Source organism: Cytobacillus firmus (assembly GCF_023715565.1).
GTDB lineage: Bacteria > Bacillota > Bacilli > Bacillales > Cytobacillaceae > Cytobacillus > Cytobacillus firmus_C.
In genome coordinates this window covers 26,098-45,398 of sequence record NZ_JAMBOJ010000008.1, presented here as the reverse complement: position 1 = coordinate 45,398, position 19,301 = coordinate 26,098, and the positions used below count along the sequence as shown (strand labels likewise).

17 protein-coding genes are annotated in these 19,301 nt (G+C 36.0%); 9 read left to right on the top strand and 8 right to left on the bottom strand.

Going from position 1 to position 19,301, the window contains the following annotated elements; all coding sequences use genetic code 11:
• The first annotated feature begins 260 nt into the window (after positions 1–260).
• Positions 261–1,028 (top strand): hypothetical protein, encoded by a 768-nt coding sequence (locus M3205_RS04640; RefSeq protein WP_251168857.1) that lies wholly within the window; start codon positions 261–263, stop codon positions 1,026–1,028.
• Position 1,029: 1 nt separating this feature from the next.
• Positions 1,030–1,875 carry a ThiF family adenylyltransferase gene (locus M3205_RS04635; RefSeq protein ID WP_251168856.1) on the top strand — a complete coding sequence of 282 codons (846 nt, stop codon included), beginning with the start codon at positions 1,030–1,032 and terminating at the stop codon, positions 1,873–1,875.
• Positions 1,876–1,981: 106 nt separating this feature from the next.
• Here M3205_RS04635 and M3205_RS04630 read toward each other — a convergent pair whose 3' ends face one another.
• The 8 genes from M3205_RS04630 to M3205_RS04600 form a co-directional block, all read right to left on the bottom strand.
• Entirely contained in the window at positions 1,982–2,833 is an 852-nt protein-coding gene (locus tag M3205_RS04630; protein ID WP_009336108.1) for a hypothetical protein, read from the bottom strand.
• A 21-nt stretch (positions 2,834–2,854) separates the two neighbouring features.
• A complete protein-coding gene (locus tag M3205_RS04625; protein WP_251168855.1) occupies positions 2,855–3,505 on the bottom strand; it encodes a hypothetical protein in 651 nt (216 codons plus the stop codon).
• Positions 3,502–4,188, bottom strand: a complete 687-nt coding sequence (locus tag M3205_RS04620; RefSeq protein WP_251168854.1) for a hypothetical protein — start codon at positions 4,186–4,188, stop codon at positions 3,502–3,504. Before M3205_RS04620 ends, M3205_RS04625 begins: the two co-directional genes overlap by 4 nt.
• Positions 4,189–4,211: 23 nt before the next feature.
• A complete protein-coding gene (locus tag M3205_RS04615; RefSeq protein ID WP_019379635.1) occupies positions 4,212–5,084 on the bottom strand; it encodes a tyrosine-type recombinase/integrase in 873 nt (290 codons plus the stop codon).
• Between the two features lie 339 nt (positions 5,085–5,423).
• Positions 5,424–5,546 (bottom strand): hypothetical protein, encoded by a 123-nt coding sequence (locus M3205_RS25545; RefSeq protein WP_285886104.1) that lies wholly within the window; start codon positions 5,544–5,546, stop codon positions 5,424–5,426.
• 56 nt (positions 5,547–5,602) lie between these two features.
• Positions 5,603–6,517 carry a hypothetical protein gene (locus tag M3205_RS04610; RefSeq protein WP_251168853.1) on the bottom strand — a complete coding sequence of 305 codons (915 nt, stop codon included), beginning with the start codon at positions 6,515–6,517 and terminating at the stop codon, positions 5,603–5,605.
• Between the two features lie 715 nt (positions 6,518–7,232).
• Complete coding sequence (locus M3205_RS04605) at positions 7,233–8,588, bottom strand: FtsZ/tubulin family protein (protein WP_251168852.1); 1,356 nt, start codon at positions 8,586–8,588, stop codon at positions 7,233–7,235.
• The gene (locus tag M3205_RS04600; RefSeq protein WP_009336102.1) at positions 8,585–8,926 is read right to left on the bottom strand and encodes a hypothetical protein; all 342 of its coding nucleotides are present in this window, start codon (positions 8,924–8,926) and stop codon (positions 8,585–8,587) included. Before M3205_RS04600 ends, M3205_RS04605 begins: the two co-directional genes overlap by 4 nt.
• Before the next feature lie 1,093 nt (positions 8,927–10,019).
• On the opposite strand from M3205_RS04600, the gene M3205_RS04595 reads away from it, so the two are divergent.
• The 7 genes from M3205_RS04595 to M3205_RS04565 all read left to right on the top strand — a co-directional run bounded on the left by M3205_RS04595 (position 10,020) and on the right by M3205_RS04565 (position 19,295).
• Complete coding sequence (locus tag M3205_RS04595) at positions 10,020–11,342, top strand: hypothetical protein (protein ID WP_236566287.1); 1,323 nt, start codon at positions 10,020–10,022, stop codon at positions 11,340–11,342.
• On the top strand, positions 11,332–14,106 hold the full coding sequence (locus tag M3205_RS04590) for a type IV secretory system conjugative DNA transfer family protein (RefSeq protein WP_251168851.1): 2,775 nt from the start codon (positions 11,332–11,334) through the stop codon (positions 14,104–14,106). The genes M3205_RS04595 and M3205_RS04590 overlap by 11 nt, the downstream gene beginning before the upstream one ends.
• A 205-nt stretch (positions 14,107–14,311) precedes the next feature.
• Positions 14,312–15,217, top strand: a complete 906-nt coding sequence (locus tag M3205_RS04585; protein ID WP_009336099.1) for a S1 RNA-binding domain-containing protein — start codon at positions 14,312–14,314, stop codon at positions 15,215–15,217.
• Positions 15,217–16,173, top strand: a complete 957-nt coding sequence (locus M3205_RS04580) for a hypothetical protein (protein ID WP_251168850.1) — start codon at positions 15,217–15,219, stop codon at positions 16,171–16,173. Before M3205_RS04585 ends, M3205_RS04580 begins: the two co-directional genes overlap by 1 nt.
• Positions 16,174–16,177: 4 nt before the next feature.
• Positions 16,178–16,768 (top strand): HD-GYP domain-containing protein, encoded by a 591-nt coding sequence (locus tag M3205_RS04575; RefSeq protein WP_251168849.1) that lies wholly within the window; start codon positions 16,178–16,180, stop codon positions 16,766–16,768.
• A 239-nt stretch (positions 16,769–17,007) separates the two neighbouring features.
• Positions 17,008–18,534, top strand: a complete 1,527-nt coding sequence (locus M3205_RS04570) for a hypothetical protein (RefSeq protein WP_251168848.1) — start codon at positions 17,008–17,010, stop codon at positions 18,532–18,534.
• Complete coding sequence (locus M3205_RS04565; protein WP_251168847.1) at positions 18,531–19,295, top strand: hypothetical protein; 765 nt, start codon at positions 18,531–18,533, stop codon at positions 19,293–19,295. The genes M3205_RS04570 and M3205_RS04565 overlap by 4 nt, the downstream gene beginning before the upstream one ends.
• Positions 19,296–19,301: the final 6 nt, after the last annotated feature.

Below are 19,301 nucleotides of genomic sequence, written 5' to 3'. Positions count from 1 at the left end.
AATCGCACGTACGGTGTTAACCGGGGGAAAAGCTGGAGATAACCTCAAATGCTTACCTATCGGAACTGTTTGATATTGAGGATGAGGCAGTAATTAAGCTTGAAGCTGCAAAAGCAGCCGCCGTAAAAAAGCGAGAAGAACAAATCGAAAAATTAAGGAAATCAAATGAGGAAAAGAAAGAGGCCAAAGCTTCTACACCAGCTGCTCCAAAAAAGGATCCATTTAAAGTCCTGGTTGATACTATTGTTCGCTATGCGGGTATGGACTTGCCAGTTACCAACTATTTCTCAATAGAAGAGCTAGAAAATGGACTTCCGACTAAAAAGAAGAAAAAAGATGATGATGGAGAAGAATCAGCATTTGAGCCGATTTCTGAAAATGCTCTCAGAAAGAAATTAGAAGATGACTTTCCTGAGCTTGTGGCCAACTTTACTCAACTTGTATACATTGAGAAGAAAAACATTATTGTACCCGTACTTTCTGCAAAGAAGAAAGGTATGGTGGATTGTAAGGAGACCTCTGCATCTGCAGAGGTTTCTTCCTGTTCAAAGAAAAAGAAAATTCCCTTTCACATATTGGCTGATTTTATCGTAGTAGCCAAAGATTTTTCTAGTAAGTTTGGAACGGAGGTTCATGCCGACATCTACCTTGACAGAGACAAAGGAACATTTATCTTAGATTTTCCCAAGCAAGTGGTTAATTCTGTGCTTTGCTCAATCGATGATGATAATGCGTGGCTTTATGTTGAGAAATACGGTGATAGAAACTTAATGAAAATTATGGAGATCCACTCTCATCATGTAATGCCGGCTATCCCCTCTCCAGTGGATGATGCTAACGAAAGGTCCCCTATCCTTTATGCCATAGTTGGCCGCCTGGATAAATTTTTTCCGGACTTAATCGTCAGAACATTTAACAAGGAGACTCAAAAACACTTTAATATTAATCCCTTTAATGTTTTTGAAAACCCGGTATTTGATGACTATGCGACTTATCTTAGTGATATCTCAAATGTGGAGGTTGAGTAATATGCCGAAAATATCTGTGGATTTTACAAAAGGCAAACGACTTTTCACTCATATTGTGCTAGTTGGAGCGGGAGGTAATGGAGGTTATGTCATTCAGCAAGTAGCTCAAATGCTCAATATTTTTGATGTGTGGGGCAAAATGGTGATTGCTGATTATGACCATTATGAAGAAAAGAACCTAGCTAACCAGCTTTGTTTACGCCAAGATTTAGGAAGGAACAAAGCGGAAGTATTAGCTAAACGTTATCGCTCAGCTTACCAGGTAAACATTGAAACATATAGCGCTAGTTATATTGAGAATGTTGAAACCTTAGACAATTTATTTAATACAGACTATGAAGGTTGTCATGGCTGGAGTACATCATATGTACCAATCTTAATCTCTTGTGTTGATAACAATTTCTCTAGAAGGGTATTCCATGAATACTTTGAAAAAGTAGATAACCTATTATATATCGATATTGGGAATGAGGAAGTCCAGGTTCCCAACGACTTCCGTATCCGGTCAAAAGATGCCTGGACAGAAGAAGAGTTGGAAACTTATGAACGATCAGGCTTTACGGGTCAATTGGTATGTGGCCTTAAAATTAATGGGAATGTAATTTCGGAGCCAGTTGCTTCTGTATTTTCTGATATTTTAGAAGACCAGGATGAAATTGCCCCGTCCGAACTTTCATGTACTGAACTTGCTGCTTCTAATCCGCAGAGAGTGATAACTAATCGTTACTCAGCTCTAGCAGCATCCACAGTATTGAATGAAATATTCGAATTAGGAACAGTATCTACCCATAAGATATTTTATCATTCTAAGAAAGGATATATGAGAAGTGAGCCGATAACTCAATAAAATAAATTATTTTCTATAAGACCATCATTTTTTAGATGGTCTTTTTTGTACTTCGAAAAGAAGATATGTAAAGACCAAGCAGAGGCAATCTGCTTGGTCTTGTTTATTAGTTGTATTGAAAGAAACTGTCTACTTGAGCTAAGTTAACTGTAAGTTTATCTGTATCAAGAGTATTCATAACAACTGCTCTAGTAACTATTTGATCTAAAAGATTGTCCTGCTCTAAATCAGTTAGGCTAGTTTTTATTGAGATATTCAGGAAAAGACCTTTTTCGCTATCCCCGATATCAACAGCCAAAACTGTTACTTCTCCTATTTTGTCTAATCCTCTATAATCTGAATTTATAATCTCCCAAACTTCACTTAAACTATTTACTGCAGTTAAACTAAGATAGTTCTGAGGATTAATAAAGGTAATGTCATCTAGAGAAGCCATAATGCCTTTGTGTTGAGACTTATAAAAATGTATACCTCTTTTATTAGCCTCGTCTTTAAAAGCCCATAATGCCCCTAAACAAGCCGTATTTAAGGATATATCCATCAGGGTAGGGTAAACACCCTCATATTCAATTACCATCCATTTGATCAACTCTCTAAGGCTATCCATGGTTATTACTTCTTCTAGGTTATTATTTGAGCCGACTCGGAGCATATCGGGGATTTGTTGCGCTATTACCCCTTCTGCTTGTTTAAACCAATCATCCTCAAAGTTCGATTCGCTGTTTTGCATTAATTCCATTGCCATAAAGTAACCATTAAATATTTGTGATTGAATTCCTGCAAATAGCATATTCTCCATCTTCTCTACTTTGTCATGCTGCACGTATTGTAATAATCTATTTTTATAGAACTCATAGATTGTTGCTAAATCAATATTGAACTCTTGATTATTCTGTTGGTGGGCTTTTAATTTCTTTTGTGTGTATTCATAAATATTAATCTCAGTGGTTTGTGTCATCTAAATTCTCCTTTGTAAGTATTATGAAGCATTATCCTGAACTTCATATGGAGGTGAAGGACTATCATCAGCATATTTCCAGACTCCATTTTCCTTTTGAAGTATGGATATAAAATACTCCTCCCCGTTTGTTGTTAAAACCTTACGATAAAAACTCCCTTCATTTTTAAGCCGGTTAAAAGTAACATTTGTTAATGTGTAGCTTTCGCCATTAATATTTTGTTTTAGATACAGGTCCTGTAATGAAGAAAATACAGTTACAGCATCATCCTTAGAAGGTAAAGATTCCTTTACTGACTCAGTTCCATATTGTAAAAGGAATTCATAATAGTTTTCCGGAGAAAGTTGCACTGTGTAGAATTTATACAATGCGTCTGCGACAAATTTTGAAAACTCTGCAGCATCCTTATACTCTTCTAAATTTTTGTAGTCTAGATTTTCAACTTCTTTTAAGGTATCTAACTCATTTTCATAGACTACCTCATTAACTGGTCTCTCCATATCTTTGTATATTTTCTCTTGTTCTTCTTTTTCTTTGCTATCCTTAAGTTCACCTTGCTTCTTTTCTTCTTTTAGAGCTTCAATTCTTTTTGATTCTTTATCGAATAAACCACCGCATCCAGTTAACAGCAAAGAACTAGATAGAATTAGAGAAATAGCTTTAACTTTCATCTTAAAATCCCTTCTGTCAAAAGCTTCTTTTCTTTAGTAGTAAGATAATTTATTAGTTCTGCGCTATGTAAAGCAGAGATGTCACTCACTGCAGATGTGACAAGTTTAGGTATATCTGTTATTTTCATTTGGTTATTGCTAGGTGTTACTGGTACTTTTAAATGCTTTTCTAAACAATATGAAAGAGTTTTAAGATGATCTCTATCAATACTGGTTGGTAGTGATATGCATTCTAATTTTCTAATTCCAAATAAGTTGATGCAGACAATAATCGATTTTAAAGTAATCAAGCCTGGATCTAAGGTTAAGCTAAATATCTTCGAATTATCTTTGTACCATTGGTCTTTCAAAGTTTTTAAAATTGGATGTGAATGTATACTAAGCTGTTCTTTTTTACTATTAATTTCAATATAGTTACTAATCTGCTCATTCTTAAGAACTTCCGATAAGTATAAAGATTTTTGTTTGTTAAAAGGTATAGATAATACATCATTGGAATTATTGAAATTAAAATCTCCTTCTCCTATTAAGACTGCTTTGGAGAAATCTAATAGGTTTCTAGAAACTTGCTTATCTTCCAACGCCACAGCTCCTTTCCCATAAAAAAAAGCACTCCAGAATAAAACCATCTCCAATAAAAGATAGTTTTTCTGGGTGCTTCCCATTGTTGTTTTTGTTTCCACAATTATACACTTAATTTTGAAGCCTATTCAAGTTCTTTTTGGGTATAGGTTCCTTCGACTATCTGTTTCAGATAGTATGATGCAGTATTTTCTTCAATTCCTAATTCGGCGGCTATGAGCTGGATTGGTACTTTTTTAGAATAAAGATCAAATGCGATAGCTCTTCGAATTATAGTAAGAGTTAAAGCTGGAGATCCTTCAGGGAGGTAATCACGAGATATTGCTCTTAAATGACTTTGCATGGACATTACCTGTATAGGTCCAGTTACGTTCTCTCCGTGATGTTTTGTCGTAAATACATACTCGCTGCCATTAAAAAAAGTGGAGTAAAAGTACTCATGGAAGTATGCCACTTCAGATCCCTGGAGGGTAATGGTTCTATTTTTCAATTGAATTTCAACTATATCTTTATTTGCGTTATCTTTAACTTTATCCTTGGTAAATCCAAACTCAGCCATCTTTAAGCCTTTAGTGGCCAATAAAAACAATACTTTTCTAAGCGGCGAATATTCATCATTAAGCAGAACTAGATCAAGTACTTTTAGAATTTCGTGAAATTGAATGTGCACAGTTGGCTTTTCTTTTACAACAAACCTCTTGATTTTGACTGCAGGATCAACACTTAAAGGTACTTTGTCAGTTTCCCAAAAATAGTTAAACATAGTCTTTAAAATGGCAAGTTCTTTATTTATTGTCGAGATACTTTTTTCTCTTATATCACGTTGATACTCTAAGTATTTGATTATGTCTGAAGAGGTAATTTGAAAAGGTTCCTTATTCTCCGGATATTTATCTTTAATAAAGGCAAAAAATTGGTTTATAACCTTTTCGTAGCTATTTACTGTTTCCTCACTATACCCTTTATTTTCGATATGCTTAATAAATCCGTAAGGCATACATTCTCCCCTCCTAATATCAGACCTTTATATTTCCTATATTATACTAGATTATATGTTCGTATCTTCCTTAAAAACTAAAAAACTGCCAATTTTAAGTGGTTTTTTGTTGTAATTTACTACCGCAAGTTTTAGACTCACCTTAACTACTCAGCGGTTTTGAAACCTAACTTTTTTAGAGTTCAGTTGTACCCTGTATTTTATTTATTTTTCAAACCAAGAACGCAGCTAAGGTTTAACAAAAACCCATTAGAAATACAATAATAATGACTAAAAAAAAAGCTCATCCCAGTAAATATTTTACTGAATGAGCTTTAATAGCTATAGGAGATATTGAACTTACCAATTAATGATTGTCCTGGCGATAGCTGCTAGCAGAGTTACTGCGGTTGCAGCCACCACCACTTTATCAATTGTTCTAACTGTTTTCTCTTTAAAATAATATGTTAACACTCTGCCCACCCCTTATGAACAACTTTAGTAAACCCATTATAAAACATATGTTCGGAAATTTCAATCTATTTCATATTTGCACTTAATAGTTTTTTGTCATCTACATCAGTATCAAGCTGCATATTCGAAAAAGAATCACGCTCTTGCTGTAATAACGTATTTACTTTCCTCTTTTCCTCTTGAAGTGTTTCTATTTCTTTTCTTGCTATATTGATCTTCTCTTTAATTTCTTGATCCATTTTTTCTTTTAGCTTTGTTTCTACATCCTTGTTAATTTGCTCAACATCAATAATATCAGGTTTCTTAAAAAGCCCTAAAAAAGAAGGTTTTTGAATACTTTTCTTCAATGAGGTTGATAGCAGCTGCGATTGTTTTTCTTCTAAGTACTTCATATAAGCATCTGTCTTGATTTGGTCTATCTCAACTTCTTTTCTCTCTAGTTTTCTCTCAATATCAGAAATATCTTTTTCGTACTTAAGTATGTTCAGCATTTTACTCTGGAATCCTAGATTTCGCTCCATAGTTGATAAACGTTCTTCATAATTATTCTGCAGCTGATCGCTATACTCTTGAAGATCGGTACTTTCACGTTGAACCCTCTTTACATTGCCTCCCATTGAAACACCAGGTTGCATTCCTAGCTCAGCAAGAAGATCCACAGAAGTTTTAGAGGCCTTGTCCATTAATACAAATATTAAATGTAAACGAAATACACTTTTATAATTTAACCTGTAAAACTTCCCGAACTTTTCAGGTTGAATGTACTCGATTAGATCTGAACGAAAATGATTTCTAATTGTAGAGTCTGACCGTTCAATAATACGACCTGCCTCAACAGTGCTATATGTCATATCTTTATGCATTGATTGAATACCGGTTGTGAACACGCTGTCCTCTAATCCATTCAAAACAGCCATTCTGAATATAGGATCATTTTCAAATTCTTCCATAAGCAATTCTTTCATATCTAAGCTTTCCACATTCTCACCTCCAGTACTGTAGATTTCTACAATCATTTATAAAAAATATTACACTTAATAGATTTATAAATCAACTCAAAACGTTGATATATTAGGCGTTAGCAACCTCCGAACGATTCGCAGCGCTTGCGATATTTGCCACAAACGAACATCAGCGCGAACGCTACCTTGCGAAATTTAATAAATCACTAACGTAATTGAATCAAACTCATATGCATGAATCTATCATTTTCGTAATTGAATTATATAGAGCGTTATTTAACGTTACAAGAACGTTAGCGCTACATGTCGTTTGTGCTTAATAGCGCTTGATTTATAAGGGTTCTGGTTTTGTTGTTTGCGTTTGATTGAGAATGAATGATGAAACATCGTCCGTGTTATGTTGAGTGAAGATGAATTTTGTGAATTACTAGGTTTTTATCCAGGTTAAGAGCTTTTTTTGCGTCTTGGATCCAGCACAAGTCTTTTCTTTGAATTTCAAAGCGAACCTAACATAACTTAAGGGCATTCTTTGATTTTAACTTATAGTAATAACCGTATTAGTAAGGTAAAAATAATTTTATATGTACCGCAATTGAGGTTGCTAATTATGGTACACATATAAAACGTTGATACACGAGGGATTGATGGTTTACGGTCCTTTTAGGTACATAAAAGGGGTACACAAAGTTTGGAGGAATAAATACAAAAAAACAAGCCTAGAAGGCTTGTCTTTTTAAAAATCAATATCATTCAAATCGGCAACTTTAGCTTTCTTTGGCTTATTCTCATTATCCTCAAATTCTAGATCATCTAAAGTCATCTTTTTCCGTCGGACTGTAGTGTTTCCAGAAGAAAAGAAGTCATCAAATTCATCTAACCCTAGTGCTGAAGAAGCTTGTTTCTTAGCTTCCTCTTGTTCTTTTTCTAACTGTTCCCACTGCGATAATTCTTCTCTTAACTGTTGAATTCTTACAGAGGGAGAAGGGTAAACGGCAAGGCCATATAAAGTAAGGTTTTCCAATTTGCTATTTTTAGATATTGATAAGTTTACTTTGGTATCAAGCAAGTCAGAAGTATATCTGAAAACATCATCTGCAATCTTAGGTGATATATTCTTCGAAGAAGGATATAGAACTGCTACAGCACCAGCCACTGCATTTTGAACTTTATAACTAGCCAGTACTTCATTGTTATTAAATAGATTTCCTATAACAGATTCGATATTTTCATCGTTTCTCAGTTCCTTGTGCTTCGATATAGATAGCCAGCCTGGAGTTGATAAGGTAGTAAGTAGTTCCGTTTTATCAAATACGGACCGTCCATCTAAAAGAGGTAGAGATGAAATCTCTGCCAAAGCACTTGCGATCACCATATTGCTATAGGATTTAGCATCAATTTCAAGGCCTCCGTAAGTTTTGAGAGGGCTATTTGCGTAATAGTCTTTCATTTTTTCATTATCAATAACTACAGCAGCGCCCATTTTGTTTTCATTCATAAGCTGCTGAATTACACTAATACCAGCAAGAGCGTTCCTTCTAAATGCAGAACCTCTTTCGTCAGAAGAAGGCAGGGAGCAAATAACACCTAAAGGAATTTTCCCGCCTGGTAGGGCTCTGTTTTCTCTAACTTTTGACAAGTAAGCTAATGCTACTTTTAGCGCTCCATTACCAGTCCCGCCGCCTAAACTAACACATACCCAAACGAACTCTGAGTCCTGTACTGCATCGTCAAGTGCGACCTTTTTATATAAGTCTGCATTTTCTTTAGCGATTTCAAATCCAAGCTGTGCATTTTTATCTGTACCTTCAAGTTCAGGAAAGTCTTTACTGGAAGTTACAATCCTATGAGTTTCCGGTATTAAATTTTTATGTTCTTCCATATCTGATTTTGATGAATTGAGTAAGAAAGTTGGATAACCAAACCTTGATAATTCAGCAGCGATTCGGCCACCACCTTGTCCAAGACCAATAATTGCTTGTGAAGGATAACGATCCATTTCAGATTTTAGTTCATCAGATAGTAAATGTGGGGATAGCAGCGCTTTAATTGCACCTAACTTTTCATTTTCTCCAAAAGTCTTAATCATCATATGTGTTGCTCCTTCCTTAACTTTTCTTCATAAAGTAGTTGGGCTAATTGTTTGCCTCTTACTGTAACAAAATAGGGAGTCGCGGTTCCGTCTTCTTTTTTCTCAACGAACCCTTGAGCTTCAAGAGTCAAAAAAGCGGAATCATACTTCTTTCGTTTGCTATGAAAGTTATCTAACCTAGTCTTAACAAGGCCTCTATGTATCTTGTTTTCTTTCACGACCTGCCTAAATACGTCAATAGTAAAGTCATCTAGCTTTTTTCTAAGGAATCGCAGTGTGTCATTATCGTATTCCAGTTCATCTAAGTCTCTGAAACTCTTAGCTTCAAGTTCACTCATTCCTTCACCACCTTATGAACCTAAAAAGACCTCTTTTGTGTACCTTTAAGGAACATTATAGAAAACAAGCCAAATAAATGCAATATATATACTTTATTATCTCAAATAAATGTACTTTCCTTCCATCCTTGTGTACCTTAATTGTGGTACACAACACAAATCTCAGACAGCTTGATTCCTGAAAAAACGTACCCTCCAATAACGCTCGATGTGTACCGCAATTGTGTACCTTAATTATGAACCTTAAAATTTACATAATAAAGTCCCCCATATTTCATTTTCGTATCATTAAATTCATTTTAGTTCTGTTTAAAAAGGGAAGACAGATCATCTTCGATCACAATTCAAATTCATTCAACTTACATATTTACCGTTGTCTAGCAATCATTCAGGTTCATTCAAGCTCATGTACTAGCATTATCATTAAAATAAATTTTTTTAAGTAAAAACAGCAATTGTTTTATACGATTACTGGAATACGGAGTATTAAATGCCGGGGAGACATTGCTAGAAGGAAAATGATTGTAAGAGATTGTCTGTAGTGGGGAGGTCTCGAAAGGATTCCTAACCATCTTTTACATAGGGGTATTCACTTTTTCATTCAATCCATGATTTTATATTTAGTCCTCAAGATATAACATAATCAGTAAAGTTCCGCATACCAGTGGAAAGGTTGCGGTGGAAAGATTATCGTTCCACCAAAAGTTTTCCACCATGGTACACCAATAAAAGTTCTTTGAAGTCTAGGTATTATAGTAAATACGGGTTCCAAAGCAAGTGTGAGTTCTTACCGTGTTTTCACCCCGTTTAAGTTAAAGGATTGAGACTGAATTCTATTGATTTTACAACATCGATTTGTACCCTAAAATATAGCTATTTCATAACAAAACTTATTAAGTACGAAGGTCACCATTCTTTGTATATCCCTGTATAATCATTCGCTAGATATCACGATATTTTATTGCCAGCTCTTATATAAAATGGTATACTCAGGTCGAAATTTCATATCTAAAGGGACGACCCTGGACTCACTAAGCTTAGGCTTGGTTTGTTCGGGGTCTTTTTTTATCTCATAGAAAGGAGGCTATAAGTGGTGAGTGAGAAGTCTATCTATACTTACAATAATGGTAGGGCATGGATAACTGAAAAGGATAAAGAATTATTAAAGCTAATATGGTTACATAAATCAGTAACTGTCTCACAAGTAAGGTTCTTTCTTTTAAAGGCATATGGTATGAAAAAGAGTGCTGTCTACAAGAAGCTTCAGAAATGGAACGAGCTTAAGATTACCAAAACACAAGTTTATAGCGGGAGGAAGAAGGTCCAATTAAGATGTGTACAGATGAATAAGAATGGAATTGATATTTTAGTAAATGAAGGGGTTATCCATAATTCAACTTATCCTTTGGTAGAGCTGCCAAATCCTAAAACGGCTGATCACTTCTTTTTAACAAGAGAAATAGTTATAAGAACGTATTTAGAGTTTTATAAAAAGGGAGGTAGGTTTACTTCAATTCCTCCATTAGAAACTCCTTACTATGACACTAAAGTGAAGAAGGCTTATAAAGAACAAGGAAAAAATCTCTTAAAAATACCAACTCTAGTAGAACCGGATTGGATTTTGTACAGTGATTCATCAATACTGAATATTGAATCGGATACCGGGCATGAAAGAGCAAATACTATCATCGACAAAGTTAAAAGGTATGTAGAATATAATGCTCAGAATTTAGAACATAAAGACCATCATATATTGATTGCCCCTATAGATTCTGCAGATGATGACATCCTATGCTATGTGGAAGATCGGCCAAAAGAACGTAAAAAGCGTGTAAGCCAAATAAAAGAATATGTTATTAGGGCAAGCGCTCATATCATTCCTAACCTTCATTTCCATGTGGTCACTTCTAGCAGAGCAGGGAAAGTAGCTTATAACATACTAACAGGAAAGACTAAGGAACATTCCTATGTACTAAATGAAAGTATTGGAGCTTTAGAAACTAATAAACACCTCAATGTTTCAATGGTAAAAAGGCTACCTGAAGAGTTTTATACCGGAAACGTATTAAATTCATATTTTGCTGACGGCCATTTTGACATGAAAAGAGAAGGAGAGAAGGTAAAAACATTTTTAATCAAAGTAATGGATGAAGGCTGCGTAAAGTCCTTGGACCAACTTGCTTATTTAAACTGGCTTTTAGAAAAAGACCGTTATAAAAGTCATGTCGATGGAATCCTTGCTATCTATCAAACAGAAGAGGAGAGATTGCATGATAATCTGGGTGACCTTTGGGAGTTAAATCATGTCTATTTCAGTTCTTTAGAAAGGCTACAAAGAAATAGTATTGACGGATCAACATTTTATCAGCAAACCTCTAAATTTAAGAGGAAGAAGGTGTTGCTTTATGAGGGATAAACTGCTGTTAAAATTGCCGGGCATTGCCGTTTCAATACTGGGTATTCTCTCTTTGTATCTAACAATCCGGGCAACCATAAATTATTTCTTTTTAATGTCTGCTCAATTTAAAGGTGTGGTACCATCATTTATTTTATTTGGTGATTCTACAGAACCTGGCCGAATCGGTTTCTGGTTATCAGCAATCTGTCTTATAGTGGGATGGCTAATCAGTACAAAGTTTAAAGCATTTCAAACGAAAAGGTGGAGAATTGCTTGGTTTGGAAATATGGCTTTAGGAATGTTTTTTCACTTCCTTTGGTTGATTAGTGCACCAGTATATAACACCCTGATCCCGTATTTAGGAAATCGCATAAATCAAATGGATGTTCAAAGTATATGGTTAGAAATTGCGGTGGGTGACACTCAAACATTGCTTCTAACAGTTATGTTCGTTCCTACTACAATTACTTGCGTAAGTATGCTATGGCTATTTGGACAGTACTCACAATATTCAAAGGAACTTAATCAAGCATTTTGGGAATATGAATACAAGAATGTTCATCTGCAAAAATTCTTTAAGATTAGCAAAAAGGAACTATGGCCAGATGTGGTATTGGGCCCAGACTCAGACACAAAAGAAATGGTTGTCCAACCAGGTAAGGACCGTACTCTCAACAATGTCATAATTGGTAGTATCGGTACAGGTAAAACCGCTGCTTTGGTTCTACCTATAATTAATCAGGATTTACATTGGATGAGCCGCTACATAAATGAATATCCTTCTCTGTATCAGAGGGAGGACTTCCATACGGAAGATGTTAAGGGTATGTACCTAAATGGAGTAAGCATAATAGAGCCTTCAAACGACCTTTGCCAAAAGGCATTTCAGTTAGTAAAAGCACATGGCATCCCAGAGGAGTCAGTATTTTACATCGACCCTACAAATCCGAATACTCCATCTATAAATCCTATGGAAGGACCGGTTGATAAAGTGGCTGAAGCTTTCGCTATGGTTATCGAGGGTCTAGCAGAAGGCGGTCAGGCAAACTTCTTTTTCCAACAGAGTGAAAGGAACCATTTAAAGCACTATATCTATTTACTAAAACTGCATGAGCCTGAACAAGAAGTTACTTTCGACATGTTGTTAAAAATGTACGATAATCCTAACCTTGTTCGTGTAATGCATGAGAAACTTAAAAAGACCTTCCCAGAAAATGTGGACCTGATGGAAGATCGTGATGAGCGGAATCATTGGGCTATCGTAAAACAGATAGATGAATGGTTTGACACAAACCTTCTTCCGAAAACAGAAAGAGCAGGTCAAGGAAACGTACCAAAACTTGTCCAAGAAGGGGAGTTTCGTGGGCAGCAAGAATATTACGATGCTAAAGCGGAGTATGTACAGGGTTTAAGAAACATTCTTAACGACATAGGGGCAAGCCCGTTAATACGAAGAGTATTATTTGGGAAATCTGATTTTTCATTTGACCGCCATCTAGAATCAGGCGGTGTTTTACTAGTGAACTCGGCCAAGGGAGAACTCGGCGGCCTATCCAACGTATTAGGTAAACTCGTATTGTTGAGTCTTCAGAATGCAGTTTTCAGAAGGAAACCTAATATATCAAACTTTCATCATATTTTAGTAGATGAATTTCCAGATTACATTTATCAACCATTCAAAGAGTTTCCAGCTCAGTCACGTAAATATAAAGTTATTGTTACCGTTGTAGCACAAACTGTTGCCCAGCTAGCGGATAAGTATGGAGAAACCTATATGCATACTTTGCTAGGTACCTTACGACACAAAATGGTTTACGGGGATATTCCTGATTTTGATGCTCAACTTTTCTCAAAAATATTCGGGGAGGTTGAAAGATTTGAAGAAGGAGTAAATGAACAAGCAGTCAGCCCACTGCAAGAAAAGCCTATGTTACGGGTTGGGAATTCCTATCAGAAGAAAAAGGAGGCTATCCTATCTCCAAGCGATATCATTTTCCAGAATCCATTCCAATGTGCAGTTAAAATTGTTGCTAATAATAAGCCGGTGCCGGTTATGCAAATTGATGCAAACTTTGTTCCAAAGGAAGAATTTAACGAGGCCGTGATCCAGGTAAATGAAGAAGCTGCTAAAACATGGCTAGAGTCTAGAAAGGGCATAGTTTTGTTAACCGAGAATCAAACTCTCGAAGAATTTGAAGTATTAGATGAAGAAGAGGTTATTAAAGAATTAGAGAAATCGGACATTGAGCAGGCAGAACCTCTTCTACTAAATCCCGGTAATGATCATCCTATTACACTACCAATTTTTAATAAAAAAGACTCGGACCCAGAGGCTGAAATACCAGCTGGAGTTTCAAGTGACAAATTAGAAGCTGTTCCGGAAGATTTAAAAAAGAATACTGACGCAATAGAGCCGATTGTTCCTTTAAGTCCCGCTAATTCAGAAGATATCAAAACAGAACCTCCTTCTAGTAGTGTTATTCTAAGTAGCGATGATGGTGAACCCACTGTCAATGTTTTGTCCAAAGAAATGCCACAGGGTTTACCAAAGGAGCGCATAAACATAACTCATGAGTCAGACAGTAATATATCAAATAAAGAGGTGCAGCGACCAGTACTGTCTCAATTAGGCGAAAAGCAGGAACAGCTTCAAAACGAATTACTAAAAGAGTTAAGTGAAATACCCGCAAAGTCAGAGGTTGCTGTAGCTTCTGAAACAGACAAAGAAGCAAAGAACAATTCTAAAAAGGCTGAAATTCTATTCAGTGTATTTGAGGAATAAAGTAGTAATATAGTTAATTATAGTAAATTAATTATTGCCAAATCTATAACGCTTAGTATACACTTTTGGTAAGGTAGCAAGAGCGAAAATTAAATTATTCTAAAATGGGAGTCCCCCAAGAACCAGAGTAGTACTACACTACTCTCGTTTTTGGGGGACTTTTTTTGTTTGCTTACCTGCCTTTTTAAAATCAGGAGGGATACAAATGGAAGAACTCACAACAAAATCTTGGAAATCTGAAGAGCAGCTAGATGATCTTGCAAGATATAAAAGAAATAAAGAGATTGTTAAAGGGGTTGTTACCTCTGTAGGAGTAATTAAAGCAAGGGTCCTGGACGCTGACTCTCAAGAGTATGTAAATAAAGAGACTGAAATTGCTTATCTAATGCTTGAAAACGGGGTAACAGCTTATTGCCCGGCACATGAATTCTCATCACATGAGTTCCGTAGCCTAAATGGATTTGCAGGTACGATGCAGGAGTTCCTCATCGACCATCTGGATTTAGAACAAGAAATTTTACTTGTCAGCATAAAAAAGGCAGATGAGATTAAAAGGGCAAAATTTTTAAGCCAGCTTGAGGTTTTAGAAGAAACTGACCAATTGCATGAATTTGTGTTTGATGGAACGATAACTGGTTTTGATAGAAGAACTAGAAGAATTTTCGTTCGTGTAAATGGTGTTGATTGCACTATGTACCCAGACGATTACAGCTGGGAGCGGGGAAGACGTATTGAAGAACAAATTCACCGCGGAGAAAATATCAAAGTAAAGATTATCCGATTTAACAAAGAGCGCAATACCATACGTGTCAGCCGTCGTCATACAATGGAAGATCCATATGAAAAACTAGAATCGTTACAATCCAGAAATGCAATCGCTGGGAAAGTTTCAGGTGTAGACGCTGTTCACGGCATCTTCATTCAACTGGATGTTGGATTAGAAGTAAAAGGCGTTAAACCTAATTATCTGGAGGAGCCAGTGGTCGGAGATGTGGTAAGCTGCGCAATTCGAAGCATCGATAAAGAGAATCGGAGAGCCAAAGTTGTCATTACTGGATATCCTAGGGGTAAAAAGAAACGCAGGGACGTTGGAGCGTTCTTGTTTGAATAATGGAAGCTCTTATTCAAGACCAGCCTAACCCAGGAGTAACACAGGAGTATCCATTACTCACAACAAAGAAAGGTGAAGTGCCTTTATGGGATCACCCCTTCCTTAAAGGCACTAAGGTCTTGCCGAAGAAATACTACCCTTACACTAATTTAGAAAGTGTTGTAGAACATTTTACGAAGGGTAGGTTAGACGAGAAGGATTTCACACTCTTAAAAGTTCTTGGTGATGCCATTTGTGCAAACGAAAACCAATTACGAAGGTATCTATTGCCTATTATGAGTTCTTCTCAAACATCTTTAAGGCTAGACCGCTTGCGCCGAAATGGGTTTGTTGAACGCTGGAAAATACGAATTCACGGAGAAGAGGATTCAGTAAAACCACCCGCTCCCTTTACTTTGGGAATGGCCGGATTTAAGCTTTTAAAGCACTTTTATAATTCTGATTTCTTTATGGACGCGAATCGTTGGGATTCTTTAGGTGTTGGTGGAATCAAACGATATGTATCCATGAATGAACTTCGCTGTTTAATGGCGGAAATGAACATCTTAAAAAAATGGAAGTGGAATCCGATCATTGCTACTAACCATCAAAATAACCGACCATTAGGAGCGGCAATCATAGAGTTTCCCCAGGGTCAAATGAATTTTCTTATTGATCGAGTTCAAGGGACTCAAAACTATATTGGGTATTTCAAGGAAAGACTATTCAATTGGAAAAACATTTATGAACACTATGGAAGAATTCCAGTAAGTGAGTTTCCTGATAATACTTCCTATATCATAATATTTGCTTCCACCCTTAGCATTGCGAATCATATACATCAAGAACTAATGCTGGATACCTTCCCATTTAATATATGGGTATGTGTCGAAGAGGATGTTCTTGAAAGTGGATTTAATACTTCTTTTTACATTCCGAACAAGCAAGACCTAAAACGAATTAGACTTGATTTTTAAGGAGGTGGAGAAAATTAACGAGGAGCTTTTAGAAGAAACTTACACTCTTGTTACAGCCTTATTTCATCACTGTCTCGATACGTATATGCACTCATTCTGGGTAGGGGATGAATTATATGCTTTCTCCAACTTCTTAGGATTTAGTAATGCTCAAGACATTTTTGTGCTGGGGCTTCTTCATGACATTGGTAAGCTTAAAATCCCTTACTCCTTGCTGAATAAAACTACACCTTTGACTGAAAGTGAATTTGCAGAGATAAGAAACCATGCCGACTACGGTAAAAAAATACTTTATAAGCTTGATGTCTTTCCTCCAGATTATACAATGTGTATTAAATATCATCATGAAAACTTTGATGGCAGCGGGTATTTTGGAATTGCGGGCAAAGAGATTCCACTTCTTGCTCGGATGATAAGAGTCATAGACAGTTACGATACTATGCTAAATGGAAGAATTTATCAGCATACTAAATGTCATGATGTAGTAGTTCACGAATTGTTATCTAATAAGGGGATACTATACGATCCAGATATAGTTGATCGATTTATACAATTTCTTTCAAAGCGATTTACACTGCAAGCTACTCGAATATAATGGTTGAATTTAGCAAATCGGAGTGATACAATGGGACTACAACAACGCAGTTGCTTTATAGCCTTGAAGCAACAGCCTTTCTTAAAGTTTTTTAGTGTGGGCCTTCTAAGAGATTAGGAGGCCTGAAAAAAACTATAATAAAACGGGAAAAACCCGAAACCTAATTTCCAATCAATACTACATGGTATTGTTGGTGATTACGTTTCGGGTTTTTTGTTTTTTCCAGGAGTGATTTTTAAATGCCTAGAAAAGTGCTTATCGCTGTGGGGGATAAATCCTATACAGACATACTGATTAATACGTTTCAGCAACATACAGAGGATTTCACCTTATCCTCCCAAGAAGTGCTGCATAGACGTTTCCTTAAAGAAATTGTTGAAATTGAAACCCCAGAAATCTTAATCATACACGATTATTACCTTGAAAGTGATTATAACCGACAGGAATTGAAAGACAAAGAGCTCATATCATTCCTCAAAGATATGCGTATCCAGTTTGAAGACTCTTTACGTATCGTTTATTTATGCGAAAGGCCAAAAGGTGATCCTATCCTTTCAACAATAGTCAGTTTAGGGATTATGGATATTTTCAATACAAATTCATTTGATTTGAGTGTTTTTGTTGAACAGCTAAAAGCCAAACCACAATTCTCTAAAGTTGCTAAGTTCCTTTCATCAAATATTTTTTCAGATACCTCTAAAGTCAATGAAGTTGACCACCAGACCAATGAAGAAGAAATAAACGAAAATGAAAGTGAAGCTGATGAAAACCTCAACCCAGAAAAACAAAAGCAAGTTGTCCAAAAGGTAATAGAAAAGAAAGTCGTTCAAAAAGTCGTTAACAAAACCACTATAAAGAGGGACTACACTTTTCATGTACATAACCATACTGAAAAGATTGTAGGTATTCCCGTAAAGAAGAAGTTAGTGATGATTGGTAGTCCGATTGAACGAAGTGGCAGCACATTCATCTCACATCTTTTGGCAAGGTGCTTAGCGAAAATGGGCGTTTCCACTACCTATGTAGAGTCTCCATTCTCAAAATCATATACCTATGATCGATTTTTCGGACATTTATATTCGGATGAGTACAAAAGTAAATTCTATCAATTCAGCAAGTACATAGATCCAAAGATTAAAAGCATATATGACTGGAGCAAATCAGAAGTAGATATTATTTGCAAACACCCTACTAAGGAACCGCTTTATCAGGAGGAGGACGTTACATTTGATGTACTTATCAAAGTACTGTTTTCTTCTAACTCGACAGTAACCATAATGGATGTTGGTACTGACTGGCAATACGAACTCTATCAAGATGTATTTGACATTGCAGATCATGCTTACTTCATTCTTGAACCTGATATTCCTTTTATTCAGCATTTTGAGGAATCAAGTGAAAAATCAATTGAGTTTCTACAAAAGCAGCTTCAGTCTGATAAATCTTCATTGGTAGGAAATCGATTTGATAAAGCTCTAATGAAAAACGAATTGCTTAAGGATCTTTACCTGGAGAAAATGATAACCCATTTACCTTCTATTCCAGTAACAGATGTGTTTCAAGCACAGTTCCAGGGATTATTCTTGAATGATACAAAAGATTACGAAAAACAATTGGAATCAAGTTTGCGGCCGCTTTTGGAAGATATCCTTCCTGGTAATTTTCTTAAGAAACAAAAGAAAGCTTCTGGAGTATTTAAGGGGCTCTTTAATAAGAAAATTAGTGTTGAAAAAGCGGAATCCAAAGGAGAGGAGACAACTGTATGAAGCCGGGAGTCAAAATAGCTTTAGGAATATTCACTTCCGTGGCTACTGCAGGATTTATCTTTGTATACGATTTTTATATAAAAGATCGTATTGATTCAGCAGAAGTAGTCGTTGTGAAAGCTGGGGAAGAAATTCTTAAGTCTGAAAGTATAACCAAAAATAAGTTAGCTATAGAAAGAAGGCCAAAAGAGGCACTAATTGACGATGTGGTACTTGCACAAGATATGGACCAAATAGTGGGGCAGGACTCATCCGTCAATATCGTAGGAAACTCAATGATATCAACTAAAATGATTGATTTTGAACAATTGATTCCCGATGAAACCGAAGGAGAAGCTATTCGCCCTATTACAAAGGAAATGATTTATGCTCAACCAGGTTCATTGCGAAGGAAAGACTCTATTGATATATATCTTGTCAATCAGGATGGAACAACGAATCTTATTACCAACGGTGCTCCCGAAGTTACCTCTGAAACAAAGGAAGAAACAGATTCAAAAGAGGCAGAGTCTAAAGAAAAAGTTGAAATCAATACTTCAGTCAACACTAAGCCATTCCTTAAGGATGTAAGAGTGGTGTACGTAAAGGATTCCGGCAATAAAGAAGTCGTATCTGCTGCTGACGGTAACAAAGGGGATAAACGCTTAGATGCTACCTCTACCATCAGTGATCTGGAAGTGATATTAGATGAAGAGGACTTTACAAAATTAATGGGTGAGGTACTTGGTAAGGGAGCCCGCTTATATATTACTTACCATTAAAGGAGA